Below are 23,073 nucleotides of genomic sequence, written 5' to 3' on the forward strand. Positions count from 1 at the left end.
AGCACCGACCACGTCACCGCGAACCGACGAACACGTCAGCGCGCACCAGCGGCCAGCTGATCAGCAGATCGTGTTCCGCAGCGACTCGCGACTCTCGCCACTGGCGCCGGTGGCCGTGGACACGTGGGTGTAGTAGTCACCCCGCCCATCACAGCTCCCCCGAGCCGTCAGACCGCCGTTCTGGAAGTAGGTGGCGCCCGCCACGGCCCGCTCACCGTCCGGCCACCACGGAATGTGCTCGTACACCCGCACCCAGAAATAGGTGACGGTGCTCCCGCACCCGGTCCGCGAGCCGTAGCCACTCAGACGGCTCCCGACGACTTCGGCGGCGACGCGTTCAGCGAACACGCCGCCGGACCCACCTCCGCCGCACTCGCCGACGAACTCCCGGCCGACCCCACGGGTGACGCCCACGCCGGCGACGCCATCGCCACACCACCCGACGCGATCGCACCCGCCATCAACACACCAGTAACAAACCTGCGTTTGCTCATGCTGTCATTCCCCCTTCTTTGATCAACGGCATTCCAACAACAAATATCCAGAGAAGACCCGACTGGTATCCGAACTTGCATCCAACAAACAACAAACGTTGAAAGAATCGACTGTCGAACTCCCCCAGGTGGCCACCGAATTCGGCGAACCCAGATCGGACACTACACAGCACCGACCACGGCCGCAACAATCACTAACGAGCCCGCACCAAAACGCCGCGTACCGCGACGATGGCTGTCGGTAGCAACAACAACTGAACGTCGTGCTCTCCATGCTTGCCGGGTCAGCAAATGGCGCGCGCCACACGTCGCATTCTGCGTGTGGTATTCCCTTCCCCACGTCTGGCCACACATCGGCACCGTCCGCAGATCAGGCCATACTTCGATACGACTCGACCTCGGCGCGACGCCTGCCACACCACCGCTCATACCTTCGACGATGGCGATCCAGCAGGAATCCTGGACCTGCGCCCGCATACGTCGACAGGCAACGGGGCGCACATGACTAACACCGGCGCACTCCCCCCAGCGCCATCGACTCTCCAGGAGGAAACGCACGACAACAGCGCTCGAGAACACCAGGCGGTCCCCTCGTTGTCTTCTCAGCGACATGGACCTCTCGATCGCGAAGTCGTTGCGGCCACATGTAAGCCAGCGGTCTCGTTCATAGCTCACACGACGTTCCCCGGCGTCGGACATCCACAAAGAGGAATGCCATGATGGACAAACTGTGGGGACCAAAGAGCTCGCCGAATATCTCGGCATACCAAAACAAACGATCTATCAATGGCGCACCAAAGGGTACGGCCCACCGGGTCGCCGTATCGGCAAATACGTCAAATATCTGCCATCCGACGTCGAACGTTGGGTCACAGCGCTGCCGTCGAGTCACCCGTACCGCTCACCTCCGGCCGGTCACGCTCCTCAGGATCTACACGTTTGACGCCACAGCACCACTTCCTCGCTTGTCCTGTGGCATGGACTTCCCCACGGGTCGCCACAGCTTGCCCCGCGGGCTGCGAACCCGCAGGCCACACCCTCAACGGGGCGACATCGTCGCTGTCGTCCGTGTGGTAGATCGACGCAACACACGCCCCAGCGTGCCCGACGACGCGCAGACTCGAGGTCGAAGACCACAGCAACGACTCGCTAGTCGTTGTCTGTCTCGGCAAAGCCCCGCCGCGCTCACCCGAGACAGTCCTGTGAAGACAGTCAAAGCGTCGGGTGTCCCGCTAAGACACCTGTGTGTCCGCTGGGGGATTAGTGAACCAGGATGCCACCTCGATGAGAACCGAGCATCGACAACATCTCGGTCTTGCGTGGCGAACGCGCGCGGCGTGTCCGCATCATCCGCAGCTTGATTGGATCGAGCCATCTCCGGTCAATGCCGACGAGTGCCGCTCGATCTGTGGAAGGTGTCCGGTGCGGATCGAGTGTCTTGAGTTCGCGATCGAGTCACGAGAGCCGTGGGAATCTGGGGCGGACTGGACGCCGACGAGCGACGAGAACTAGCGCGGGTACGCGCTGTCGCGGCGCCGCGGGTGCTGCCGGCGCACGGCACGAACCCCCGCTATGCCATGCATCGCTGCCGGTGCAACCCCTGCCGGTCCGCGCACGCGGAGTATGAACGCGATCGACGCCGACGCCGAACGTGCCCATCTCCACCGCTACTGACTCGTCCCACTTCCTGAATCCGACGTGCACATGCGCTTCGAGAAACAGGTGACGTTACTGTCCAGACCGCACCCTCACCTGTCTCCGTCACGGGTCTTCGTTCATTAGCCTCGATCTGCTACACCACACTCGTCCCCGAAGCCACGTCGGCGACCACAGCCACGAGCGCACCCGCAGCTGTCAGGACGAGTCCTCTCCCCGGCGGGTGCGACGCCTGCGCCGGGCCCGGGTGCTGCGCAGCGCCAGCGCGGTGAAGTAGGCCTTACGGGCGTTCGCGGCGCGTTCGGCCCGTTCCCGCGGCGGCAATGTGCCGTCGGGATCCACCTGCCGGGCGAACCGCTCGTCGGCGGCCTTACGCGCCGCCGCGGTGCGGGCCGCTCGGTCCGACGTGTTCGCCCACGAGGTGTGCGCGGCAAGCTTCGCGCGCAGACTCCGCTGCGCTGGTGTCAGATCTTCTTCCCCCATGACACCATCAAGCCATACCCGGTGTCACCCAGCTCATCGACACCGTTGGTGGACACGACGCGCGGACGCGGCCCTCCAGCCCTCCCATCCCGACACCGAGCAGAGGGCCGCAGGGCCGCGACCACAAACATTCGGTCAGACGCGGTTGCCGAGGCCGAGCTTGCGGTGCGATGCCTCGGCGCGCACCGCCGCCGCGCTCTCGCCGTAGACGCGGAGCATCTCGCGGGACTCCCAGCCCATGATCGCCATCAGGTCATCGGGGTCGCCGCCGTTGAGCCGCCACTCATGCGCGAGGGTGTGCCGGAAGCGGTGGGCGTGCATGTGCGCAATCCCAGCCTCCTCACCGCGGCGGCGCAGCATGGTCTTGACCCCGTCGCGGCCCAAACGCTTGCGACCCCGCTCACTCAGGAACAGTGCCGGCAGATCCGCGCCCGGGTGCTTGGCCCGGACCCGCAGGTAGCGGGTCAGCGCCTGCCCGGTCTTCTCCCCGAACGGGATCGACCGCTCCTTGTCCCCCTTCCCGTGGACCTTGATCAGATCCCGGCGCAGGTTCACGTCGTCAACATCGAGCATGGCGGTCTCGGTCAACCGTCCCCCGGTGTCCAGCAGCAGGCGGATGATCGCGGTGTCCCGCCGGTCCCGGAACGACTTACCGTCACAGGTCGCCAGCAGGGCCGTCAACTCGTCGTCGGGCACCACCGGGATCAGCTTCTTGGTCTTCTTCGGCTGGGGCATCCGCCGCATCGGATGCCGGCTGATCTCCTCCTCATCCTCCAAGTAGTTGAAGAACTGCTGAAGCGCCTTGTACTTGTTCAACGCCGTCGACGCCGACCGGGTCTCGATCATCCACGCCAGGAACACCTCCACATGCCCCCGCGCCACGTCGGTCGGATCCTCCGCCGCATCGGACGCGTCGTCCACCACCAGACCCGACGTCTCCAGGAACGCCGGCAGCTCGTCACCGGCCAGGAACTCGGCGAGCTGGGTGACCGCCAACTCGTAGTTGTAGCGGGTCGTCAACGGCTTGTTCGCCGCCCGCAACGACCGATCCCCACTCCTCCACGTAACCACGCCACACCGACTCCGCCGGCCGCGGTAGACGCTGTTCAGTTAAATCCCCCTTCATAGGGCCATCCTCCAGTCAAGGTGTCACCGAACGCTGTGCTCACCTGGACGAACGACCCCAAGATCAACAAAAGCGGGTTCTCGCAGCCTCTGAGCTGCGAGAACCCGCTTCATGGTCGGGCTGACAGGATTTGAACCTGCGACCCCTTGACCCCCAGTCAAGTGCGCTACCAAACTGCGCCACAGCCCGGCCGCAGCTCCCGTGGAGGAGCTGCGCGGTTAGCCTACCGCAGCCCTCGCGATCAACTCTTTCGGGGGCGCTTCTCTCGGACTCGGACTGACAGGCGGATCGGGCTGCCGACGAAGCCGAACTCCTCGCGGAAGCGGCGTTCCAGGAAGCGGCGGTAGCCGGCCTCCAGGAAACCCGACGTGAACAGCACCAATGTGGGTGGGCGGGTCTGTGCCTGCGTCGCGAACAGCACCTTTGGCTGCTTGCCGCCGCGGACGGGGGGTGGGGTGGCGGCTATCAGGTCTGACAGCCACGAGTTGAGCTGGCCGGTGGGTACTCGCTTGTCCCACGACTCCAGGGCTGTGCGGAGGGCCGGAGCGAGCTTGCGCACGGATCGGCCGGTGCGGGCAGACACGTTGATCCGCTCTGCCCAGGGCACGCGGACCAGGCCGCGTTCCAGTTCGCGTGTCAGCTGGTGGCGGCGGTCCTCGTCTACCAGGTCCCACTTGTTCAGTGCCAGGACGCACGCCCTGCCCGCGTCCACCACCATCGTCAGTACCCGCAGGTCCTGTTCCGAGATGGGTTCCGAGGCATCGAGCAGCACGATCGCCACCTCGGCGGCTTCGATGGCGGCTCTTGTGCGCAGCGACGCGTAGTACTCCATGCCGCTGGCGGTCTTCACTCGTTTGCGCAGGCCTGCCGTGTCGACGAAGCGCCATACCTCGTCGTCCAGTTCTACCAGCGAGTCGACCGGGTCGACGGTGGTGCCCGCTACCGCGTCCACGACCGCCCGCTCCTCGCCTACCAGGCGGTTCAGCAGGCTGGACTTGCCCACGTTCGGCTTGCCCACCAGCGCCACTCGGCGTGGGCCACGGTCGACGGCGCCGAACGACTCACGTGGGGTGGCTGGGAGTGCGTGTAGCACCGCATCCAACAGGTCGCCTGAGCTGCGGCCGTGCAGGGCACTCACCGGGTAGGGCTCCCCCAGGCCCAGCGACCACAGGGACGCCACGTCGGCCAGCAGGCGGTCGTCGTCCACCTTGTTGGCTGCCAGCAGGACTGGTTTGTCCGAGCGGCGCAGGACTCTGGCCGCTGCCTCGTCCGTCGTGGTCGCGCCCACCGAGGCGTCGATGACCAGCAGCACGGCGTCCGCTGTCTGCATGGCCAGTTCCGCCTGCGCGGTCACGGAGGCCTGCAGGCCGTCCGCTTTCGGGTCCCAGCCGCCGGTGTCGACCACCGTGAAGCGGCGGCCGTTCCACAGTGCGTCGTAGGCCACCCGGTCCCTGGTAACGCCCGGTTTGTCCTGTACGACCGCTTCTCGGCGGCCCAGTATGCGGTTCACCAGCGTCGACTTGCCCACGTTCGGGCGGCCGACCACGGCCAGCACGGGCTGTGGCGGCTCGGCGCCGGTGCCATCGGGGTGGCCGAACTCCTCGTCGACAACGGTCCACTCGGATTCGGACGACCAGGTGCCATCCAACTCAGTCATTTACGTAACTCATCCAGTTCACGCACCAGGTCGGCCAGGTGCTTGCGAATGTCCTCTGTCGCGGCGGCTAATCCAGTCCGTCCGCGTTGGACCGACAACTCGAGCGGCTCCCCGACCAGAATGTCCAGCTTAGGCCGGAAGCCGCGGCGCTCGAACGTGCCCCGGGTCGCGACCGGCAGCACGACCGCGCCGGTCATGCGCACGAGCCACGCCGCGCCCTGTTCCGCGTGTTCGACGTCACCGGCGCCTCGGGTGCCCTCCGGAAAGATACCGATCAGGCCGCCTGCCTTGAGCACCGACACCGCCATCATCAGCGGCTCACGGTCAGCGGCGCCGCGGCGCACCATGATCTGCCCGATCCACCGGAAGGCGCGTCCGGCGACACCCTTCGACAACTCGGCCTTCACGAGGAACACGGCACGGCGCCGGACCAGGCCGAACAGCAGTTGCGGCTCGATCAGTGAGCTGTGGTTGGCGACCAGCACCACCGGCCCGGTGGCCGGCACCCGAGCGCGGTGATGAACCCGGATCCGATAGAGAGGCCGATGCAGCCACCGGGCGATCCACCGCGCGAAGTCGTGCAGCCACGGCACCGCTCCGGGAGGAAGGGCGCCGCTCACGAGAACCACTCCACCTGAGCCGGGGCCGAAGGGCAGCTCGCGTTGATCAACGCCAACACAGATGGTTGCGTAGGCATCCCCCACCCATACCCGGGGGGCCACCCCGAGGCCATCGTACCAAGTGGCACCGACAAAACCCCTGGTCGCGGGGGCCTGTGGACAACTTTGTCTGGTGAGTGCGAGCGAAAGGGACACTCGTGCGCGGTCGCCGTCGAACGAACGGGCGGTGCCAACGGTCGAGCCCTTCGCCGACTACGCGGCACCACCGACTGTCGAATCACCTGCCCGCGGCCACGCCATGCAGGTCGCGCTCGTCGACCAGTGCCATGATCTCGGCCAGCACGCCCTCCAGGTCGAGGTGCGTGGTGTCGAGCCACACGGCGTCGTCGGCCGGCTGCAGTGGCGACGTCGTTCGGCCGGAGTCCAGCCGGTCCCTGCGGTCCACGTCCTGTTTGGTCTCGTCGAGGGAGACCACCCGACCGGAGGCACTGTCCTGAAGCGACCGTCGCTTGGCGCGCGCGTCCGACGAGGCCGTCAGGTACACCTTCAGCGCGGCGTCCGGCGCCACGACCGTGCCGATGTCCCTGCCCTCGACGACGATCCCGCCGCGTTCCTCGCAGACCTCGTCGATGATCCGCATCTGCCAGGCGACCAGCTGCGCACGCACCGGCGCGACGGCGGACACGGCCGACACCGCGAGAGTCACGGCCTGGCCGCGGATCTCGGTGCCGACGTTCTCGCCGCCGAGCAGGATCTCCTGGTGCTCGGGGTCCGTGCTGACCTGGAGGTCGACGTGCTCCGCGACGCTTGACACCGCCTGCTCGTCGTCGGTGGCCACGCCGGCCCGAAGCACCGCGAGCGTGACCGCCCGGTACATCGCCCCGGTGTCGAGATAACCGGCCCCGAGGGTGACGGCGAGCCGACGGGCGACCGTTGACTTCCCGGTCCCCGACGGGCCATCCAGCGCGATCACGCCACGCAGTTCGCCGAGTCGCACCGGCATGCCTCCTCAAGGTCTGTCACTACCGCCATTCTGCCAGGTGGCAGACCGGTAACTGGTGACGGCCAACGGCGGGACCCCGCCGGGGAAAGATTGCCCTAACATCCAGTTACCCTGCAATAACTGGAGGTAACCTTGTTCAGGCGAACACTCATCGGGTTGCTTGCCACCACCGCCGCGACCGTGTCGTTGGTCGCCGGTGTCCCTGCTCAACAGGCACAAGCGGACGTCGGTGTGGCGGTCGTCACCCTCACCTACAGCGACGCGCGCGCGGGCGAGTTCAAGAGCGCTGTGGCTTCGGGCGTAGCGGTCTGGAACGCGAGCGTGACCAACGTTCGCATCCAGAAGGCCGCCGCTGGCGCACGAGCCGACATCACGGTCATCGCCGACGACGGATGGCCGCGCGCGACGCTTGGCCCGGTCAGGCCCGGCGGCAGCGCCACCGTCTGGATGGGTCGCCAGGCCGTGAACGACGGCTACAGCGTGGTCCGCATCGCCGCGCACGAGCTCGGCCACTCCCTCGGGCTGCCGGACATCAAACCCGGCCCCTGCTCGAGCCTGATGTCGGGCAGCACGGGCGGTGTGTCCTGCACGAACACCAACCCGAACGCGTCGGAACGCAGCCGCGTGCAGAACCTGTACGCCGGCGCGGCCACCCCGGCCTCGAACAGGATCGTGGTCGACGACTGAGTCAGAGCACCTCGCCGAGCGTGGCGATCGCGGCCTCGAGCTGTTGGTCGGACAGGTATGGCGCCGGGCCGAACCGGAGCTTGTCGCCCCGGCTGTCCGTCCACACGCCACGCTCGGCGAGTTTCTTGCGTAGCTCGCCGGCGTTCGGTGCGGTGAGGGCGAGGAAGCCGCCGAATGCCTTGCGTGGCGCGGACCGGTCGCGCGTGATCACGTCGGCCGGCGCGTCGAGGTCGTCGAACCGGGCCGCGAGCAGATCGTTCTGGTGCAAGGAAACCTCGCGCAGGAACGCGGGGGTGAGGCCATGTGTGCCGAAGAAGTCGAGGACGGCCCCGGCGCGGTAGTTGCTCGTCGGGTCGTAGGTGGCGCCGGCGAACCGGTCACCGCCCGGTGCGTAGCCGACCAGGCCGGCCGCCTTCGCCGTCAGGTCCTCGAACTCGGCGAACCAGCCGGTGATCACCGGTCGCAGCGTCGCCGCGTGCGCTGGCAGCCGGAGGAAGCAGTTTCCTTCGCCCAGTTGCAGGTACTTGTACCCGCCGCCAGTGGCCCAGGCGTCGGTCAACCCCTGTTCCCGCAACGAGAACGGCACCACGCCGAGCGCGTGGTATGCGTCGACGAGAAGCTCCACTCCCCTGTGTCGGCAGGCGTCGGCGACCGCGGAGAGTCCTGGCACGATCCGCGAGGTCTCGAACAGCACATGGGACACCAGCACGGCCGCCGTGTGGTCGTCCACCGACGCCGCGAGCCGCTCGGCCAGCGTGTCCACCGGCGCCGCCGGGACGCGCACGACCTCGACGCCCTCCTCGGCGAGGCGGGCGAGTTGGCGGCGCAGGGTGTGGAACTCGCCGTCGGTCGTGACGAGGCGCGGCTTCGCTCGCAGGTCCACACTGGACAGAAAGCGAACCACCAGCTCGTGGGTGTTGGCGCCCAGGGCGATGTCGCCGCCGGGATCGTCGAGCAGGTCCCGGTACGCCTGCCGCAACCGCTCCGCCTTGGCGAAGGCGAGGTCCCACTTCTCGTCGACGGCCGCGGCGGCGTCGGTGAACGCCTCGATCTGGCCGTGCAGCGCGACGTCCGGCCATGCCTGGTGAGAGTGCCCGGTCAACAGCAGCCGGTGTGCGACATCAAACCGTCCGTAGTGGACTGACAGCGCGTTCGGGGTGGCGCGCAGCGCGTCGAGTGTGGTCACAGCTGGCTCCGCACGGCCCAGAGGTCCGGGAACATCGCGTGGAACAGCGTGCCGCGCAGGTAGGCCGCGCCGGCTGAACCACCGGTGCCGGCCTTGCCGCCGATCGTCCGCTCGACCATCTTGACGTGGCGGTAGCGCCACTCCTGCAATCCCTCGTCGAGGTCGACGAGCAGGTCGGCCACCGTGGACGGTCCGGCGTCGTCGGCGTAGACCTGGACCAGCACGCGCTGCACGTCCTCCGCTTCCGTCCACTGTGTTCGGAAATCGCGGTTGAGATGCGTGTCGGGGACGTCGTAGCCCGCGTTGGCGAGGTAGCGCAGGAACGAGTCGAAGACCGTCGGGCGCGACATGGCCGCCGTGATCCGCGCGTGCGCGGTCGAGTCCTTGTCGTACGGCGCGAGCATCCGCTGGTCCCGGCGGCCGAGCACGGCCTCCAGCTCGCGGAACTGGCCGGACTGGAACCCGCTGGAGGCCTCGAGCCGGGTGCGGAAGCTGGTGAACTGCCGCGGGGTCATGGTCTCCAGCACGTCGATCTGCGCGACCACCACCTTGAGGATGGTGAGCACGCGCCGGAGCGTGCGGACCGAGTGCGGAGCGTCTCCCTTCTCCAGGGAGCGTTGCAGGAGTTCCAGTTCGTGCAGCATCTGTTTGAACCACAGCTCGTACACCTGGTGGATCACGATGAACAACAGCTCGTCGTGTTCGTCCGAGCGCGGCCGTTGGGCGGCGAGGACTTCGTCGAGCGCCAGGTACGACGTGTAGGTCAGCGCGGCGGACTGTCCACTTGGTTCGGTCATGGCTTGGTCACCTCGTCGAAGTGCCGCTGGGCCGACTCGGCCAGCGCCGGGTACAGGACGTGGAACAGGCGCAGGGCCTCCGCCCGGTGCGCGGGTGCCGGCACCAGGTCCTCCGGCAGCTCGGGGTCCAGCGAGGGGAACTCGCGGAACGTGTGCACCAGCCTGGTGCGTAACAACATGGCCTCCTGGTCGCTGTCGACCTCGCGGCCGTGGAAGTGCTCGACGAACGCCCGGTACCGCTCGCTCAGCTCATCGAGGTCCCACACCCGCGCGACGAAGGCGCGGAAGTCCACGGCGGTCGCGGGTCTGCCCAGCATGACTCCGGCGTGCTCCGCGACGTCGAGCTCGGTGAGCAGCTCGGCAAGATCCTTCTCGCGGTCGTGCGGCGCGAGCCAGGTGCCATCCTGTACGGACCCGAAGCCGAGGAACCGCAGCCTGCTGGTCAGTCGGGTGCGGGCGAGCCTGCGCTCCTCGGGGATCGAGTGCCACAGCACTGTCCACGTTGTCTCGCGGCGGGGACGCTCGCCGAGCGTGAAGATCCGGCGGTCGCCCTCGCCGAGCACCGCGAGTGTGCGTGGAGTGAGGGCGTAGTGCACGTGCCGGCCGTTCTTCGTGCGCGACAGCAGGTCTCTGGCGACGAGCCGGTTCAGCGCGACCCTCGCGGCACCCTCGGTGAAGCCGAACTCCGCCAACAGCCGCACGAGCCCACCGGACCACACGGCGCCGACCTCGCGCGGCGCGTGGTACGCGCCGAGCAGCGTCAGCACCAGGTCCTGCGGTGCCGGCTCGAAGCCGCGCAGCTGGTTGGCCATACCCAAGAGCATAGTTGACGCCTCAGCGAGGTCAACCGTAATGTGTTGAACGTGAAGGTCGGCGTCGGACTTCCGAACACGATTCCGGGCACCTCTGGCGAGGTGCTCGTCGAGTGGGCGCGGCGCGCCGATGCCGGACCGTTCGGCACTCTCGGTGTACTCGACCGGCTCGTGTACGACAGCATCGAGCCGTTCGCCGCGCTGTCCGCGGCGGCCGCCGTCACGTCGCGCATCGGGCTGGCCACCAACATCGCGATCGGCCCACTGCGCTCCCCCGCCCTGCTGGCCAAGCATGCGCTGTCGGTCGACGCGTTGTCCGGCGGTCGGTTCACGCTCGGCCTGGGCGTCGGTGCCCGGCGGGACGACTACGAGGCGGCCGGCGTCTCCCGCGGCACCCGTGGCGCCGCGTTGTCCGAGCAGCTCGCCTACCTACGTGGCCAACTCGAAGAATCCGGCATCGGCCCGGCGCGGCCCTCGATCGACCTGCTGGTCGGCGGGTCGAGCGGTGCTGCGTTCACCCGCATGGCCCGCTATGGGGACGGGTACGCGCACGGTGGCGGTCCGCCCCGCGCGTTCGGCTCGGCCGCGAACCGGGCACGAGCGGCGTGGCGGGACCTGGAACGGACCGGCGAGCCGATCTTGTGGGGGCAGGGTTATTTCGCGTTCGGCGATCCCGACCGGGGCAGCGACTATCTGCGTGACTACTACGCGTTTACCGGACCGTTCGCGGAGAAGATCGCCGCAGGGAACCTGACCTCGGCACGCGCGGTGCGGGACTTCGTGCGCGGCTACGAGGCGGAGGGGTGCGACGAGTTGATCCTCTACCCCACTGTCGCGTCCCTCGACGAGCTCGAACGGCTGGCCGAGGCGGTGTCCTGATGCGAGTCTCGGTCGTCGGCGGCGGACCGTCCGGTTTGTACCTGGCGATACTGCTGCGCAAGACCGGACACGACGTGTCCGTGGTGGAACGCAACACCCCGGACGCCACGTTCGGTTGGGGCGTGGTGTTCTCCGAGGAGACACTCGGCTCGCTGCGGGACGCCGACTACCCCACCTACCTGGAGATCACCGACTCGTTCGCGCGGTGGACGTCGATCGACATCCACTACCAGGGCGAGGTGCTGCGCTCCTCCGGGCACACGTTCTCCGCGATCAGGCGCACACACCTGCTGGACATCCTGCAGCGGCGGGCCCGGTCGCTCGGCGCGGAGTTGACCTTCCAGCAGGAGGTCACGTCGTCCGAGTCCGACGCCGATCTCGTGGTGGCCGCCGACGGCTCGAACAGCGTGCTCCGCAAACGTTTCGCTGCCGAGTTCGGCAGCTCGGTGACCCCGCAGGGCTGCAAGTACGTGTGGTTCGGCACCGACCTGGTGCTCGACGCCTTCACGTTCGTCTTCAGGAAGACCGAGCACGGTCTGTTCCAGGTGCACGCGTACCCGTTCGACGAGCACACCAGCACGTGGATCGTGGAGACGACCGAGGCGACGTGGCGGCGCGCCGGCCTGGACCGCATGTCCGAAGAGGACAGTATGGCGTTCTGCCAGTCGCTGTTCGCCCCCGAGCTGGGCGACCACCGCCTGATGTCGAACAAGTCGATCTGGCTCGACTTCCCCTTGGTGCGCAATGAGAGCTGGCATCACGGGAACCTCGTGCTGATCGGTGACGCCGCGCACACCGCGCACTTCTCGATCGGGTCGGGCACGAAACTCGCCATGGAGGACGCCATCGCACTGGCCAACGCGGTGGAACGTTATCCGTCCAGTGTGGAACAGGCGCTCGTCGACTACGAGCTGGAACGGCAACCAGCCGTCGAGCGGTTCCAGCAGGCGGCCGGAGACAGCGCGGCCTACTTCAGCCGGGTGGCCAGCCACCTCGGTCTCGCGCCGATCCAGTTCGCGGCGAACCTGCTGACCCGCAGCGGGCGAATCAGCCACGCGAACCTCATGCAACGGGACCCGCGGTTCGTGCGGGTGCTCGACGCGTGGTTCGCGGCGTCCGCCAGCGACGCGCCACTCGTGCCGGGCGCCGTGGCCCCGCCGCCGATGTTCGCGCCACTGCGGGTCGGCGGTCTGACCCTGCGTAACCGGGTCGTGCGCGCAGTGTCCACACCGGACCTGGCCAACGCGGCGAAAGCGGGTGCCGGGCTGGTGCTGACCGGGTTCGTGGCCGTCGCCGAGGACGGGCGCACGACCCCGGACTGTCCGGTGCTGGACGACTCGTGGGCGGCGGTGGTGAAGGAGGTCCACGACACCGGCCCACTCATCGGGGTACGGCTCGGGCATGCCGGCCGGCGTGGCGCGACGCGCCCGTCCGGCGGTGTCGACGTGCCGTTGCGGGGTGGGTGGCCGCTGGTGTCGGCGTCACCGCTGCCGTACACGCCGTTCAGCGCGGTGCCGGCCGAGCTGACGGAAGCCGGCATGGCGCGGATACGGGACGACTTCGTGGCGGCGGCCGAGCGGGCTCGCGAGGCCGGGTTCGATGCGCTGGAACTGGATCTCGCGGAGGGTTACCTGCTGGCGAGCTTCCTGTCCGCGCTGACCAACCGGCGCGAGGACGCGTACGGCGTCAATCCGCCTCGATTCCCGCTGTCCGTTGTGGACGCCGTGCGGGCCGTGTGGCCGGGGCTGCTCGTCGCCCGGTTGACGATCACGGACTGGGCGCGTGGCGGGACGACCGTCGAGCAGGGCATCGACCACGCCCGGGCGGTTGCCGAGCACGGCGCGGACCTGGTGCACGTGCGGGCCGGGCACACGACGGCCACGTCCCGGCCGGAGTACCGGCGCGGTTACCTGACCACGCTGTCGGACCGCGTGCGCAACGAGGCCGGTGTGCCGACACTGGTCGGCGGCTATCTGACCACACCGGACGAGGTGAACACGGTGGTCGCCGCGGGACGCGCGGACCTGTGCCTGTTCGACCCGCCGCCGAGTCCGCTCGAGAGGCAGTCGTGACCTCGTTCGCTGATCTCACGTCGCCGCAGGTGGCGGATGTCCTCGCCGGGCCACGGAAACCGGTGCTGCTGTTGCCGGTCGGTGCGGTCGAGCCGCACGGACCGCACGCCCCGCTGGGCACCGACGAGATCATCTCCGCCGGCATGTGCGCCCGCGCCGCGGCTCGGCTGGCGGACGATCCCGACGTGCGCGTGCTGGTGCTGCCCACGCTGAACTACGGCGTCACCGAGTTCGGTGCCGCGTTCCCCGGCGCGGTGTCGGTCAGCGCGAGCACGCTGCACGCGCTGATCGTCGACGTCTGCCGTTCGCTCGCCGCACAAGGGTTCTCTCGCCTCGTCGTGGTCAACAACCACTTCGAGCCCGCGCACGTCGAGACTCTGCGCAAGGCAACGGCGGAGGCCGGTGTGGCGTACCTGGACCTCGTGCGGCGGCGCAACGCGGCCCGGTTGACGGCCGAGTTCCAGTCCGGGGCGTGCCATGCCGGGCAGTACGAGACCTCGCTCGTGCTGGCGGACCGCCCCGCGCTTGTGGACACCGCGACGATGGCGACGCTTCCGCCGAGGCCGGTGGACATGCCGGCCGCCATGGCCGAGGGCAGGGCCGACTTCCTGGCGATGGGAATGGATCGCGCCTACTGCGGCGCGCCGGCCGCCGCGACGGACGCGGAAGGCAGGTCCACTTTCGACACCCTCACCGACCTGCTGGTCGAGGCGATCCGGGAGGTGGCGAGCTAGATGTTCAACGTCGCCGACTACTTCGTCGACCGCAACCTCGCACTCGGTCGCGGCGACCGGACCGCGTTGTTCACACCCGAGGGCGCTACCACGTACCGCGAGCTGGCCGGGCTGGTCAACCGGGTCGGCAACGTGCTCCTCGACCTCGGTGCGCGGCGGGGTGAGCGGGTGCTGCTGGCGCTGTCCGACGGCGTCGAGTTCGTCGCGACCTGGTACGCCGCACAGAAGATCGGCGCGGTCACGGCCGAGGTGTACACGTTCCTGCAGCCCAAGGACTATCGCTACTTCCTCGACTACACAGGGGCTCGGGTCGTCATCGCCGATCCGGTCACGCTCGACCGGCTGCGTGAGGCCGGCATCGCGGACCGGCAGGTGCTGGTGGTCGGCGGCAACGACCCGCAGGACAACGAACACGACTTCGCCACGCTGGTCGCGCAGGCCTCGGGCACTCTCGACACCGCACCGACCACCCGGGACGACGTCGCGATCTGGAAGTTCACCACCGGCAGCACCGGCGCGCCGAAGGCGTGCGTGCACACCGCGAACAGCCCGATCGTCAGCTACGAGAGCTACGCACGCGGCGTGCTGGACATCGACCAGGACGACATCGTGCTGCCGGTGCCCAAGCTGTTCTTCGGCTACGCACGGGATTTGGCCGCGCTGTACCCGTTCGGTGTCGGGGGTGCCGGGATCGCGTTCCCGGAGCGGACGACCGCCGAGCGGATCTTCGAGTTGATCGCCCGGTTCCGGCCGACGATCCTGGTGAACGTGCCGACGATGATGAGTGCGATGGTCGCGCACCCGTCAGCATCCACACAGGACCTCAGCTCGTTGCGGCTGTGCACGTCGGCCGGTGAGGCGCTGCCGGCCGAGCTGCACCGCAAGTGGGACGAGATGTTCGGCGTCGAGGTGGTCGACGGGATCGGCTCGTCGGAGGCTTACCACATCTACATCTCGAACCGCCCCGGCGCGGCGCGGCAGGGCACCTGTGGTCAGGTCGTGCCTGGCTACTCGGCGCGGGTCGTCGGCGACGACGGCACGGAGGTGCCGGACGGCGAGGTCGGCACGCTCGAGGTGACCGGCGGCACGGTGGCGCTGGAGTACTTCGGCGACAAGGAGAAGTCGGCGACGACCTACCGGGGCGACACCGTCCACACGGGAGACCTGTTCAGCCGCGACGCCGACGGGTTCTACGTCTACCACGGCCGCGCCGACGACCTGCTGAAGTCCGGCGGGATCTGGGTGGCGCCGAGCGAGATCGAGCACTGCCTCATCGGGCACGAGGACGTGGTGGAGTGCGGGGTCGCCGGCTTCGAGGTGGATGGCCTGGTGCGACCGAGGGCGTACGTGGTGCTGCGCGAGGGCGTCGAGGGCACCCCCGAGCTGGCGGCGGCGTTGCGTGAGTACGTCCGGGCACGGCTGGCCGGGCACAAGAGTCCACAGGAGATCCGGTTCGTGACCTCGTTGCCCCGCACGACGAACGGAAAGCTGGACCGGCGCGCGTTGAAGGCCATGTCATGAGCCGCCTCGTAGTGGTTACCGGTGGCACGCGCGGGATCGGCGCGGCGGTGGCGAAACGGTTCACCGACCTCGGTGACCGGGTGGTGGCGTTGGGCCGCGCCGACTGCGACGTGACCGACGAAGACGCCGTAGCAACCGTTTTCAAGGAACTCGGCGAGATCGACGTACTGGTGAACAACGCCGGTGTGGCGTCGAGCGCGCCGCTTGCCAAGACGAGCGTGGCGGACTGGCGGTCACAGTGGGAGGTCAACGCGACCGGTGCGTTCCTCTGCACCAGAGCCGTGCTCCCGGGCATGCTGGCGCGCGACCACGGCCGGGTCGTGACGGTCGCGTCGACGGCGGCGCTGGCCGGCCAGCGGTACACGGCCGCGTACGCGGCGTCGAAACACGCCGCGGTCGGCCTCATGCGTGCGGTGGCCGCCGAGGTGACCGGCACCGGGGTCACGGCCAACGCGGTGTGCCCGACGTTCGTGCGCACGGACATGACGGCCACCACGGTGCAACGCATCGCCGCGACCACCGGACGCTCCGAAGAGGACAGTGAACGGATGGTGGCGGGCATGTCACCGCTCGGCCGGCTGCTGGAGCCCGACGAGGTCGCGTTCGCGGTGGTGTTCCTCGCCGCCCGGGAGGCTGCGGCGGTCAACGGCCAGACGATCGTGCTCGATGGAGGAGGGGTACAGAGATGAGCCCGTTCAGAGCATCGCCCGGGTTCACCGACGAGTGGCGGCACTTCGACCTCGACGTGTCGGACGGAGTCGCGACCGTCACGCTCAACCGGCCCGACAAGCTTAACGCGCTCACCTTCGACGTGTATGCGGACCTTCGTGACCTGCTGGCCGAGCTGCCGCACCGCGGCGACGCCCGCGTCGTCGTCATCACCGGGCAGGGGCGCGGGTTCTGCTCGGGCGGCGACGTCGAGGAGATCATCGGCGAGTTGCAGAAGATGGCGGCCGCGGAGCTGCTGGAGTTCACCCGGATGACCGGCGCGGTGGTGAAGGCACTGCGGGAGTGCCCGCTGCCGGTGATCGCGGCGGTGAACGGGGTGGCCGCCGGAGCCGGCTCGGTGATCGCGCTGGCGAGCGACTTCCGGCTGCTGGCCGAGTCGGCGTCGTTCGCGTTCCTGTTCACAAAAGTCGGGCTGGCCGGCGCCGACATGGGTTCGGCGTACCTGCTCCCCCGGCTGATCGGCCTCGGCCGCGCGACGGAACTGCTGATACTGGGCGACAAGATCGACGCGGCGCGGGCGGACCACATCGGACTCGCGACGAAGGTCGTGCCGGACGGGTCGCTGGCGCAAGAGGCCGGCGCGCTTGCCCAGCGCCTGGCGGACGGCCCGGCGCTCGCGTACTCGACGACGAAGGTGCTCCTCACCCGCGAGCTGGACATGGATCTCGGCAGCAGCATCGAGTTGGAGGCCATGACGCAGGCACTGCTCATGAAGAGTGATGACCACGCGGAGTTCTACGCGGCATGGTCCGCCGGCCGACGTCCACAGTGGACCGGCCGATGAGCCCGCACGAGATCGTCACGGCACCCGGTCTGGCGGAGCCGGTGGGATTCGCGCACGCCGTCGTCGCCGCGCCCGGCCGCACCGTCCACCTTGGCGGGCAGACCGCACAGGGGCCGGACGGCGCCATCGTCGGCACCACACTGGTCGAACAGTTCGACGTCGCCGCCGGGAACGTGGTCGCCGCCCTCACCGCGGCCGGCGCCACCCCGGACCAGCTCGTGTCGCTGATCATCTACACGACCTCGGTCGGCGAGTACCGGACCTCGCTGCGCGAGCTGGGACCGGTGTGGCGCAAGCACTTCGGCCGCCACTACCCGGCCGTCGCGCTCCTCGGCGTCGCGGAACTGTTCGACGAGGCCGCGAAGATCGAACTGCTCGGCACGGCGGTGATCCCGGCATGACGTACACACACCTGACCGAAGCGCAACGAGAACTGCGCGACCACACGGAGAAGATCGCGGCGACGCTCCCGGCAAACGGCGAACCCGGCACGATCAACCGGCCGTTGTTGGCAGCGCTCGCCGAGCACGGGCTCCTCGGCCGGCTGTTCCCGAAGACCTCGGCCATGGACCTGTGTCTCATCCGCGAGGCACTCGCCCGTCACCACACGGAAGCGGAGACCGCGTTCGCGTTGCAGGGTCTCGGCGCGTACCCGATCCTGCTCGGCGGCTCACCGTCCGTTGTGGACACCTGGCTCCCGAGGATCGCGGCAGGCGAGGCGGCGGTCGGCTTCGCGTTGACCGAGCCGGACGCGGGTTCCGACGTCGCGTCACTGTCACTGTCCGCCACCCGTGACGGCGACGACTACCGGCTCAACGGCGAGAAAGTGTTCATCTCGAACGCCCCGCACGCCGACGTCTACTCCGTGTTCGCCCGCACCAGCGACAACGGCGCTCGCGGCATCACGGCCTTCGCGGTCCCCGGTAACGCGCCCGGCCTGTCCGGCACCGCGCAACGGCTGGTGTCCCCACACCCGATCGGGAGCCTGCGGTTCGACGATGTACGCGTCCCGGCCGATGCGGTGCTGGGCGACGTGGACGGCGGCTGGCGCCTGGCCATGCGGACGCTGGACATGTTCCGCCCCAGCGTCGGCGCGTTCGCGTTGGGCATGGCGCAGGCGGCGTTGGACGCGGCGGTGGCGCACACCGCGGACCGGCAGGCGTTCGGCCGGCCACTGCGTGACTTCCAAGCCGTGTCGCACCAACTGGCCGACGTGGCGACCCGCCTGCAGGCGGCGCGCCTCCTGGTCCACGACGCGGCGGCGGCATACGACTCGGGCGCCGAACGCACCGGTCACCTGTCCGCGATGGCGAAGCTGTTCGCGACGGAAACCGCTCAGCAAGCGGTGGACGTGGCCGTACAGGTACATGGCGCCCGTGCCCTCGAGGAAGGACACCTGCTGGAACACCTCTACCGGGAGGTCCGGGCGCCCCGGATCTACGAGGGTGCGAGCGAGATCCAGCGCGAGATCATCGCCCGCCACCTCTACCGCTGAACGGCTCCACACGCGGCGACGTGCGGAGCCGGCGTGAGATCAGACGCAGGTGGCACAGTTGCCGGCCGGCTGCACGACGACGTCATCGGCCGCCGCGACCGCCGACCCGGCGAAGGTGAGCGCGGCCGCGGCGATGAGTCCGAGAACAGCCCGGGCGAGGTTCTTCATGCCAGGCCCCCAAGCTTGACGACAAGGCCAGACTCTACACGGCTACCGGGTCGGGATCGTCGCGAAAGCGGCCGCCAACTCCTCGTCGGCGAGTTCGCGGTCCACCATGTCACCGGCCAGGTAGCTCGCATACGCCGGCAGATCCAGGTGCGCGTGCCCGCACAACGCGGTCAGGATCGCCTTCTCCTCCCCGGTTTCCTTGCAGCGCAGGGCCTCCCGGACACACTCGGCCAGCGCGTGCGTCGGCTCCGGAGCCGGGACGATGCCCTCGGAGCGGGCGAACCGCACGCCGGCCGCGAAGCACTCGTTCTGCCCGATCGCCACGGCGTCGATCAGTCCCAACTCGACGATGTGCGACAGCAGCGGCGACATGCCGTGGTAGCGCAGCCCACCAGCGTGGATCGGGTCGGGGATGAACTCGTGGCCGAGCGTGTGCATCTTCAGCAGCGGCGTCAGCCCCGCGGTGTCACCGAAGTCGTAGGCGTACCGGCCTCGCGTGAGCGACGGGCACGCCGCGGGTTCCACCGCGCGGATCGACGGCGAGATCTTGCCGGCGAGCTTCTCCCGGAGGAACGGGAACACGAGCCCGCCGAAGTTCGAGCCGCCGCCGGTGCAGCCCACGATCACGTCCGGGGAGTCGCCGGCCATCTCGAACTGCCGGATCGCCTCCTCGCCGATCACGGTCTGGTGCAGCAGCACGTGGTTGAGCACGCTGCCCAGGGCATACCGGGCGTCCGGGTTGGCCGCGGCCATCTCGACCGCCTCGCTGATCGCGATGCCGAGGCTGCCGGTCGAGTCCGGGTGCGCCGCGAGCACCGCGCGGCCGGACTCGGTCAGGTCCGACGGGCTCGGGTGGACGGTCGCGCCGAAAGTCTCCATCATGATCTTGCGGTACGGCTTCTGGTCGTACGACGCGCGGACCTGCCACACCTCGCACTCCAACCCGAACTGGGCGCATGCGAACGCGAGCGCGCTGCCCCACTGTCCAGCACCGGTCTCGGTGGTGAGCAGGCTGACGCCCTCCTGCGCGTTGTAGAACGCCTGCGGGACGGCGGTGTTCGGCTTGTGCGACCCGACGGGGCTGACGCCCTCGTACTTGTAGTAGATGCGAGCCGGCGTGCCGAGCGCCTTCTCCAGTCGATGGGCCCGGTACAGCGGCGACGGCCGCCACAGCCGGTACACCTCCTGTACCTCGTCCGGGATCGGGATGTAACGCTCCGTGCTCACCTCTTGTGCGATGAGTGCCTGGGGGAACAGGGGCGCGAGATCGTCGGGGCCGACCGGCTCCCCGGTGCCGGGGTGGAGCGGGGGCGGAGGCGGCTCCGGCAGGTCCGGCACGACGTTGTACCAGCTCGTCGGCATGTCGGACTCGTCGAGAATGAACTTGGTGCGGCCGGTCATGCGGTGCCTCCCGGACGTCTGCGGACGGTACCGTCCCCAACCTAGGGGCAGGAGGCGCGGGAAGAAAGACGTACCGGGAATGGTTAACCTGGCGTGGTGAACGTCGAGGTGACTCCGCTGCCAGGGATCGGTACGCGCCAGGACTTCGTCTCCCGAGGGGGGCGGCGGCTCGGCGTGATCACGTACCGGGACGGCCGGTTGGAACTGATCGTGTCCCGTGAGGACGATCCGGACGCGTGCACGGCCTCGATCCCACTGACCGTCGAGGAGGCGGGCGCGCTCGCGAACCTGCTCGGTGCGCCGCAGCTCGTCGCCCAGCTGCGCAAGGAGAACGACGGACTGTCCGGTGTGCACACCAAGCACCTGCCGCTGGCGCACGGCTCACCGTACGACGGGCGTACGCTCGGTGACACGGCGTTGCGCACGCGTACCGCGGTGTCGGTGGTGGCGGTGTTCCGCGCCGGCACGGTCCACCCGTCACCGAGACCGGACTTCGTGCTGGGCGGTGGGGACACGTTGATCACCGTCGGTACCTCGGAAGGTCTCGCCAAGGCAGCTGACGTCCTCGACCGCGGGTAGGACGCGTGCACAACACCGCAGTCGCGTTGATCGAACTCGGCGCGATCTTCTTCGGCCTGGGCGTGCTCGGCAGGCTCGCGTGGCGGATCGGCATCTCCCCAATCCCCTTCTATCTCCTCGGCGGCCTCGCGTTCGGCAGCGGCGGGCTCCTTCCGTTGGAAGGCATCGAGGAGTTCTCGTCGATCGCGAGCGAGATCGGCGTGATCCTGCTGCTGCTCCTGCTCGGGTTGGAGTACTCGGCGGCGGAGCTGGTGACGGGCCTGCGCCGGTCGTGGCTCGCGGGCATCGTGGACCTGGTGCTGAACGCGGCACCGGGTGTCGCGGTGGCGCTGATGCTCGGTTGGGGGCCGGTCGGCGCGCTGGCCATGGCGGGCGTCACGTACATCTCGTCGTCGGGCATCATCGCGAAGGTCCTGGGAGACCTGGGCCGGCTGGGTAACCGCGAAACCCCGGTCATCCTGTCGATCCTGGTGTTCGAGGACCTGGCGATGGCGGTCTACCTGCCGATCCTGACGGCGGTCCTCGCGGGCGCCACACTGCTGGGCGGCCTGACGGCGATCGGGATCTCGCTGCTCGTCGTGACGCTGGTGTTGTTGCTGGCGCTGAAGTTCGGCCGATACGTGTCGGCCCTTGTGGACAGTCCCGACCCTGAGGTCTTCCTGCTGCGGGTGCTCGGGGCGGCGCTGCTGGTGGCGGGCGTGGCGTCCCAGCTGCAGGTCTCGGCGGCGGTGGGCGCGTTCCTGCTGGGCATCGCGATCTCGGGTTCGACGGCGGAGAACGCGACCCGCATGCTCGAGCCGCTGCGGGACCTGTTCGCCGCCATGTTCTTCGTCGTGTTCGGACTGAACACGAACCCGGCGTCCATGCCACCCGTGCTGGGTGTGGCGTTGGCGCTGGCGTTCGTCACGACCATCACCAAGGTGGCGACGGGTTGGTGGGCCGCGAAACGCCAGGGCATCGCGCGCATGGGCCGTGCCCGTGCGGGCGCGGCGCTGGTGGCACGCGGCGAGTTCTCGATCGTCATCGCGGGCCTCGCGGTGTCGGCTGGCGCGGTCGACGACCAGCTTGCCGCGCTGGCCACGGCGTACGTCCTGATCATGGCGGTCCTCGGTCCGCTGGCGGCCCGCTTCGTCGAACCGATCGCCCGGCTGGCGGTTGCCCGGCTGCGCCCGGCGACGGCGTGACCTACCCGCTCCACGGGTCGGCCGGGACGACCTCACGGATGTGACCGGACGGAGCGAGCAGGCAGCCCATGCGCTTGGTGGCCCGCAACGCGATCGTGCGGTCGGTGACGGCGAGGGTCGGGAACCGGGTGGAGAGCTGCTCCTCGAACCGTTGACTGTCTGCGAGCGAGCGCAGCCACAGGCTGATCACCAGGTTGTCGACGCCGGTGACCGCCGCGCACATCCGGATCTCCGGCAGGCCGACGAGTCCGGCTGCCACGTCACGGAGCTCGTGTGGGGGCACCCGTGCCCAGAAGCTCGCCGCCACCGGCCAGCCGGTCGCCCGCTGGGTGGTCTCGCAGCGGAGCGACAGGGTGCCGTCGCGCAGGGCGCGGACCATTCGGCGACGTGCGGTGGACGTGCTGGTGCCGGTGCGTTCGGCGACCTCAGCGACGCTGCGCCGGCCGTCGGACATGGCGAGGAGCAGGTCACGGTCGGCGTCCGGGAGGACCGCGGCGGCCTTTGATCGCGGGTGCAGTGCCGCGCGTTGCTCACTGTCCAGCGCGTCGAGCCGCCACGTGGCGCCCTCGGTGAACAGGCGTGTCACCAGGTGTGTGCGGGTGCCTCGGACACCGGTCACGCCGAGGACCGTCGTCGACAGCTCGGCCAGGTCCGGTGCCAGTACGGTCAGGTACAGGTCCCGGCCGCTGCTCGCAATCGTGACCGACACGATGCGTGGCACCCGGACCAGACGCGCGACCACGCCGTCGCGGCCGGCCGGATCGCAGTCGACGTCGACGAACGCCATGCAGCGGTGCCGTGCCCACGCGGCGAGGTTCGGGTAGGCGGTCACCCTGGCCAGACCGCTGTCGTGCAGGCGGGTCCAGCGGCGGGCGACCGTCGCCGGGTTGATCGCCAGCGCCGCGCCCACCTCGGTCCACGACGCGCGCGGCGCGACCTGCAGCACGTTCACCAGCGCGCGGTCGACTTCATCGAGCGTGGTCGATTCCGGCATCGATCACCCCTG

At 69.1% G+C, this 23,073-nt stretch carries 24 protein-coding genes, 1 tRNA gene and 1 pseudogene; 13 read left to right on the plus strand and 13 right to left on the minus strand.

What is annotated here, in order from left to right; genetic code table 11:
* Positions 1 to 60: 60 nt before the first annotated feature.
* Complete coding sequence (locus VF106_RS32320) at positions 61 to 414, minus strand: hypothetical protein (RefSeq protein WP_330843689.1); 354 nt, start codon at positions 412 to 414, stop codon at positions 61 to 63.
* 796 nt (positions 415 to 1,210) lie between these two features.
* Between VF106_RS32320 and VF106_RS32325 the strand changes: the two are divergent.
* A pseudogene (locus VF106_RS32325) lies at positions 1,211 to 1,365 on the plus strand (helix-turn-helix transcriptional regulator); the annotation flags it as partial.
* A gap of 413 nt (positions 1,366 to 1,778) precedes the next feature.
* On the plus strand, positions 1,779 to 2,006 hold the full coding sequence (locus VF106_RS51035; protein ID WP_414639110.1) for a WhiB family transcriptional regulator: 228 nt from the start codon (positions 1,779 to 1,781) through the stop codon (positions 2,004 to 2,006).
* 342 nt (positions 2,007 to 2,348) lie between these two features.
* On the opposite strand, the gene VF106_RS32330 is transcribed toward VF106_RS51035, so the two are convergent.
* From VF106_RS32330 to cmk, 6 genes are all read right to left on the minus strand, one after another.
* Positions 2,349 to 2,633 carry a hypothetical protein gene (locus VF106_RS32330; RefSeq protein ID WP_330843690.1) on the minus strand — a complete coding sequence of 95 codons (285 nt, stop codon included), beginning with the start codon at positions 2,631 to 2,633 and terminating at the stop codon, positions 2,349 to 2,351.
* Between the two features lie 135 nt (positions 2,634 to 2,768).
* Positions 2,769 to 3,674: a tyrosine-type recombinase/integrase gene (locus VF106_RS32335; RefSeq protein ID WP_330843691.1), complete on the minus strand. Its 906-nt coding sequence runs from the start codon at positions 3,672 to 3,674 to the stop codon at positions 2,769 to 2,771.
* 197 nt (positions 3,675 to 3,871) lie between these two features.
* Positions 3,872 to 3,948, minus strand: a tRNA-Pro gene (locus VF106_RS32340).
* A 52-nt stretch (positions 3,949 to 4,000) separates the two neighbouring features.
* Positions 4,001 to 5,416: a ribosome biogenesis GTPase Der gene (gene der / locus VF106_RS32345; RefSeq protein WP_330843692.1), complete on the minus strand. Its 1,416-nt coding sequence runs from the start codon at positions 5,414 to 5,416 to the stop codon at positions 4,001 to 4,003.
* Entirely contained in the window at positions 5,413 to 6,036 is a 624-nt protein-coding gene (locus VF106_RS32350; RefSeq protein WP_330843693.1) for a lysophospholipid acyltransferase family protein, read from the minus strand. Before VF106_RS32350 ends, der begins: the two co-directional genes overlap by 4 nt.
* A 277-nt stretch (positions 6,037 to 6,313) precedes the next feature.
* On the minus strand, positions 6,314 to 7,039 hold the full coding sequence (cmk, locus tag VF106_RS32355; protein ID WP_330843694.1) for a (d)CMP kinase: 726 nt from the start codon (positions 7,037 to 7,039) through the stop codon (positions 6,314 to 6,316).
* A gap of 132 nt (positions 7,040 to 7,171) precedes the next feature.
* On the opposite strand from cmk, the gene VF106_RS32360 reads away from it, so the two are divergent.
* Positions 7,172 to 7,726, plus strand: coding sequence for a snapalysin family zinc-dependent metalloprotease (locus tag VF106_RS32360; RefSeq protein WP_330843695.1), 555 nt, complete (start codon positions 7,172 to 7,174; stop codon positions 7,724 to 7,726).
* A 1-nt stretch (position 7,727) separates the two neighbouring features.
* On the opposite strand, the gene VF106_RS32365 is transcribed toward VF106_RS32360, so the two are convergent.
* From VF106_RS32365 to VF106_RS32375, 3 genes are read right to left on the minus strand one after another with little or no spacing between them, the layout of a single operon-like run.
* Positions 7,728 to 8,912: a kynureninase/PvdN C-terminal domain-containing protein gene (locus VF106_RS32365; RefSeq protein WP_330843696.1), complete on the minus strand. Its 1,185-nt coding sequence runs from the start codon at positions 8,910 to 8,912 to the stop codon at positions 7,728 to 7,730.
* Positions 8,909 to 9,709 (minus strand): tryptophan 2,3-dioxygenase, encoded by an 801-nt coding sequence (locus tag VF106_RS32370; RefSeq protein WP_330843697.1) that lies wholly within the window; start codon positions 9,707 to 9,709, stop codon positions 8,909 to 8,911. Before VF106_RS32370 ends, VF106_RS32365 begins: the two co-directional genes overlap by 4 nt.
* Complete coding sequence (locus VF106_RS32375) at positions 9,706 to 10,521, minus strand: PaaX family transcriptional regulator (protein ID WP_330843698.1); 816 nt, start codon at positions 10,519 to 10,521, stop codon at positions 9,706 to 9,708. The genes VF106_RS32370 and VF106_RS32375 overlap by 4 nt, the downstream gene beginning before the upstream one ends.
* Before the next feature lie 51 nt (positions 10,522 to 10,572).
* On the opposite strand from VF106_RS32375, the gene VF106_RS32380 reads away from it, so the two are divergent.
* From VF106_RS32380 to VF106_RS32415, 8 genes are read left to right on the plus strand one after another with little or no spacing between them, the layout of a single operon-like run.
* Positions 10,573 to 11,400, plus strand: coding sequence for an LLM class flavin-dependent oxidoreductase (locus VF106_RS32380; RefSeq protein ID WP_330843699.1), 828 nt, complete (start codon positions 10,573 to 10,575; stop codon positions 11,398 to 11,400).
* Positions 11,400 to 13,472, plus strand: coding sequence for an oxidoreductase (locus VF106_RS32385; RefSeq protein WP_330843700.1), 2,073 nt, complete (start codon positions 11,400 to 11,402; stop codon positions 13,470 to 13,472). Before VF106_RS32380 ends, VF106_RS32385 begins: the two co-directional genes overlap by 1 nt.
* Positions 13,469 to 14,206, plus strand: coding sequence for a creatininase family protein (locus VF106_RS32390; protein ID WP_330843701.1), 738 nt, complete (start codon positions 13,469 to 13,471; stop codon positions 14,204 to 14,206). The genes VF106_RS32385 and VF106_RS32390 overlap by 4 nt, the downstream gene beginning before the upstream one ends.
* Positions 14,207 to 15,727 carry a benzoate-CoA ligase family protein gene (locus VF106_RS32395; protein ID WP_330843702.1) on the plus strand — a complete coding sequence of 507 codons (1,521 nt, stop codon included), beginning with the start codon at positions 14,207 to 14,209 and terminating at the stop codon, positions 15,725 to 15,727.
* Positions 15,724 to 16,416: an SDR family NAD(P)-dependent oxidoreductase gene (locus tag VF106_RS32400; protein ID WP_330843703.1), complete on the plus strand. Its 693-nt coding sequence runs from the start codon at positions 15,724 to 15,726 to the stop codon at positions 16,414 to 16,416. The genes VF106_RS32395 and VF106_RS32400 overlap by 4 nt, the downstream gene beginning before the upstream one ends.
* Positions 16,413 to 17,240: an enoyl-CoA hydratase family protein gene (locus VF106_RS32405; RefSeq protein ID WP_330843704.1), complete on the plus strand. Its 828-nt coding sequence runs from the start codon at positions 16,413 to 16,415 to the stop codon at positions 17,238 to 17,240. Before VF106_RS32400 ends, VF106_RS32405 begins: the two co-directional genes overlap by 4 nt.
* Positions 17,237 to 17,641: a RidA family protein gene (locus tag VF106_RS32410; RefSeq protein WP_330843705.1), complete on the plus strand. Its 405-nt coding sequence runs from the start codon at positions 17,237 to 17,239 to the stop codon at positions 17,639 to 17,641. The genes VF106_RS32405 and VF106_RS32410 overlap by 4 nt, the downstream gene beginning before the upstream one ends.
* Positions 17,638 to 18,735, plus strand: a complete 1,098-nt coding sequence (locus VF106_RS32415; protein WP_330843706.1) for an acyl-CoA dehydrogenase family protein — start codon at positions 17,638 to 17,640, stop codon at positions 18,733 to 18,735. The genes VF106_RS32410 and VF106_RS32415 overlap by 4 nt, the downstream gene beginning before the upstream one ends.
* A gap of 39 nt (positions 18,736 to 18,774) precedes the next feature.
* On the opposite strand, the gene VF106_RS32420 is transcribed toward VF106_RS32415, so the two are convergent.
* Positions 18,775 to 18,903: a hypothetical protein gene (locus tag VF106_RS32420; protein WP_330843707.1), complete on the minus strand. Its 129-nt coding sequence runs from the start codon at positions 18,901 to 18,903 to the stop codon at positions 18,775 to 18,777.
* Positions 18,904 to 18,945: 42 nt separating this feature from the next.
* Positions 18,946 to 20,304 (minus strand): TrpB-like pyridoxal phosphate-dependent enzyme, encoded by a 1,359-nt coding sequence (locus tag VF106_RS32425; RefSeq protein ID WP_330843708.1) that lies wholly within the window; start codon positions 20,302 to 20,304, stop codon positions 18,946 to 18,948.
* A 96-nt stretch (positions 20,305 to 20,400) separates the two neighbouring features.
* On the opposite strand from VF106_RS32425, the gene VF106_RS32430 reads away from it, so the two are divergent.
* Both VF106_RS32430 and VF106_RS32435 read left to right on the plus strand, forming a co-directional pair.
* Positions 20,401 to 20,883, plus strand: a complete 483-nt coding sequence (locus VF106_RS32430; protein WP_330843709.1) for a cation:proton antiporter regulatory subunit — start codon at positions 20,401 to 20,403, stop codon at positions 20,881 to 20,883.
* Between the two features lie 5 nt (positions 20,884 to 20,888).
* A complete protein-coding gene (locus tag VF106_RS32435) occupies positions 20,889 to 22,067 on the plus strand; it encodes a cation:proton antiporter (RefSeq protein WP_330843710.1) in 1,179 nt (392 codons plus the stop codon).
* 1 nt (position 22,068) lies between these two features.
* Here VF106_RS32435 and VF106_RS32440 read toward each other — a convergent pair whose 3' ends face one another.
* On the minus strand, positions 22,069 to 23,061 hold the full coding sequence (locus tag VF106_RS32440) for an Lrp/AsnC family transcriptional regulator (protein WP_330843711.1): 993 nt from the start codon (positions 23,059 to 23,061) through the stop codon (positions 22,069 to 22,071).
* Between the last annotated feature and the right edge of the window lie 12 nt (positions 23,062 to 23,073).

Origin of the sequence: Actinophytocola sp. (assembly GCF_036378875.1) — a bacterium.
In the GTDB taxonomy this organism is placed as follows: Bacteria; Actinomycetota; Actinomycetes; order Mycobacteriales; family Pseudonocardiaceae; genus Actinophytocola.

What these genes read in the sequence shown, in the direction of transcription:
- der (WP_330843692.1), bottom strand. Translation starts at nt 5,416, where the DNA reads ATGACTGAGTTGGATGGCACCTGGTCGTCCGAATCCGAGTGGACCGTT.
- VF106_RS32375 (WP_330843698.1), bottom strand. Translation starts at nt 10,521, where the DNA reads ATGGCCAACCAGCTGCGCGGCTTCGAGCCGGCACCGCAGGACCTGGTG.
- VF106_RS32385 (WP_330843700.1), top strand. Translation starts at nt 11,400, where the DNA reads ATGCGAGTCTCGGTCGTCGGCGGCGGACCGTCCGGTTTGTACCTGGCG.
- cmk (WP_330843694.1), bottom strand. Translation starts at nt 7,039, where the DNA reads ATGCCGGTGCGACTCGGCGAACTGCGTGGCGTGATCGCGCTGGATGGC.
- VF106_RS32370 (WP_330843697.1), bottom strand. Translation starts at nt 9,709, where the DNA reads ATGACCGAACCAAGTGGACAGTCCGCCGCGCTGACCTACACGTCGTAC.
- VF106_RS32425 (WP_330843708.1), bottom strand. Translation starts at nt 20,304, where the DNA reads ATGACCGGCCGCACCAAGTTCATTCTCGACGAGTCCGACATGCCGACG.
- VF106_RS32420 (WP_330843707.1), bottom strand. Translation starts at nt 18,903, where the DNA reads ATGAAGAACCTCGCCCGGGCTGTTCTCGGACTCATCGCCGCGGCCGCG.
- VF106_RS51035 (WP_414639110.1), top strand. Translation starts at nt 1,779, where the DNA reads ATGAGAACCGAGCATCGACAACATCTCGGTCTTGCGTGGCGAACGCGC.
- VF106_RS32405 (WP_330843704.1), top strand. Translation starts at nt 16,413, where the DNA reads ATGAGCCCGTTCAGAGCATCGCCCGGGTTCACCGACGAGTGGCGGCAC.
- VF106_RS32415 (WP_330843706.1), top strand. Translation starts at nt 17,638, where the DNA reads ATGACGTACACACACCTGACCGAAGCGCAACGAGAACTGCGCGACCAC.
- VF106_RS32330 (WP_330843690.1), bottom strand. Translation starts at nt 2,633, where the DNA reads ATGGGGGAAGAAGATCTGACACCAGCGCAGCGGAGTCTGCGCGCGAAG.
- VF106_RS32395 (WP_330843702.1), top strand. Translation starts at nt 14,207, where the DNA reads ATGTTCAACGTCGCCGACTACTTCGTCGACCGCAACCTCGCACTCGGT.
- VF106_RS32410 (WP_330843705.1), top strand. Translation starts at nt 17,237, where the DNA reads ATGAGCCCGCACGAGATCGTCACGGCACCCGGTCTGGCGGAGCCGGTG.
- VF106_RS32440 (WP_330843711.1), bottom strand. Translation starts at nt 23,061, where the DNA reads ATGCCGGAATCGACCACGCTCGATGAAGTCGACCGCGCGCTGGTGAAC.
- VF106_RS32400 (WP_330843703.1), top strand. Translation starts at nt 15,724, where the DNA reads ATGAGCCGCCTCGTAGTGGTTACCGGTGGCACGCGCGGGATCGGCGCG.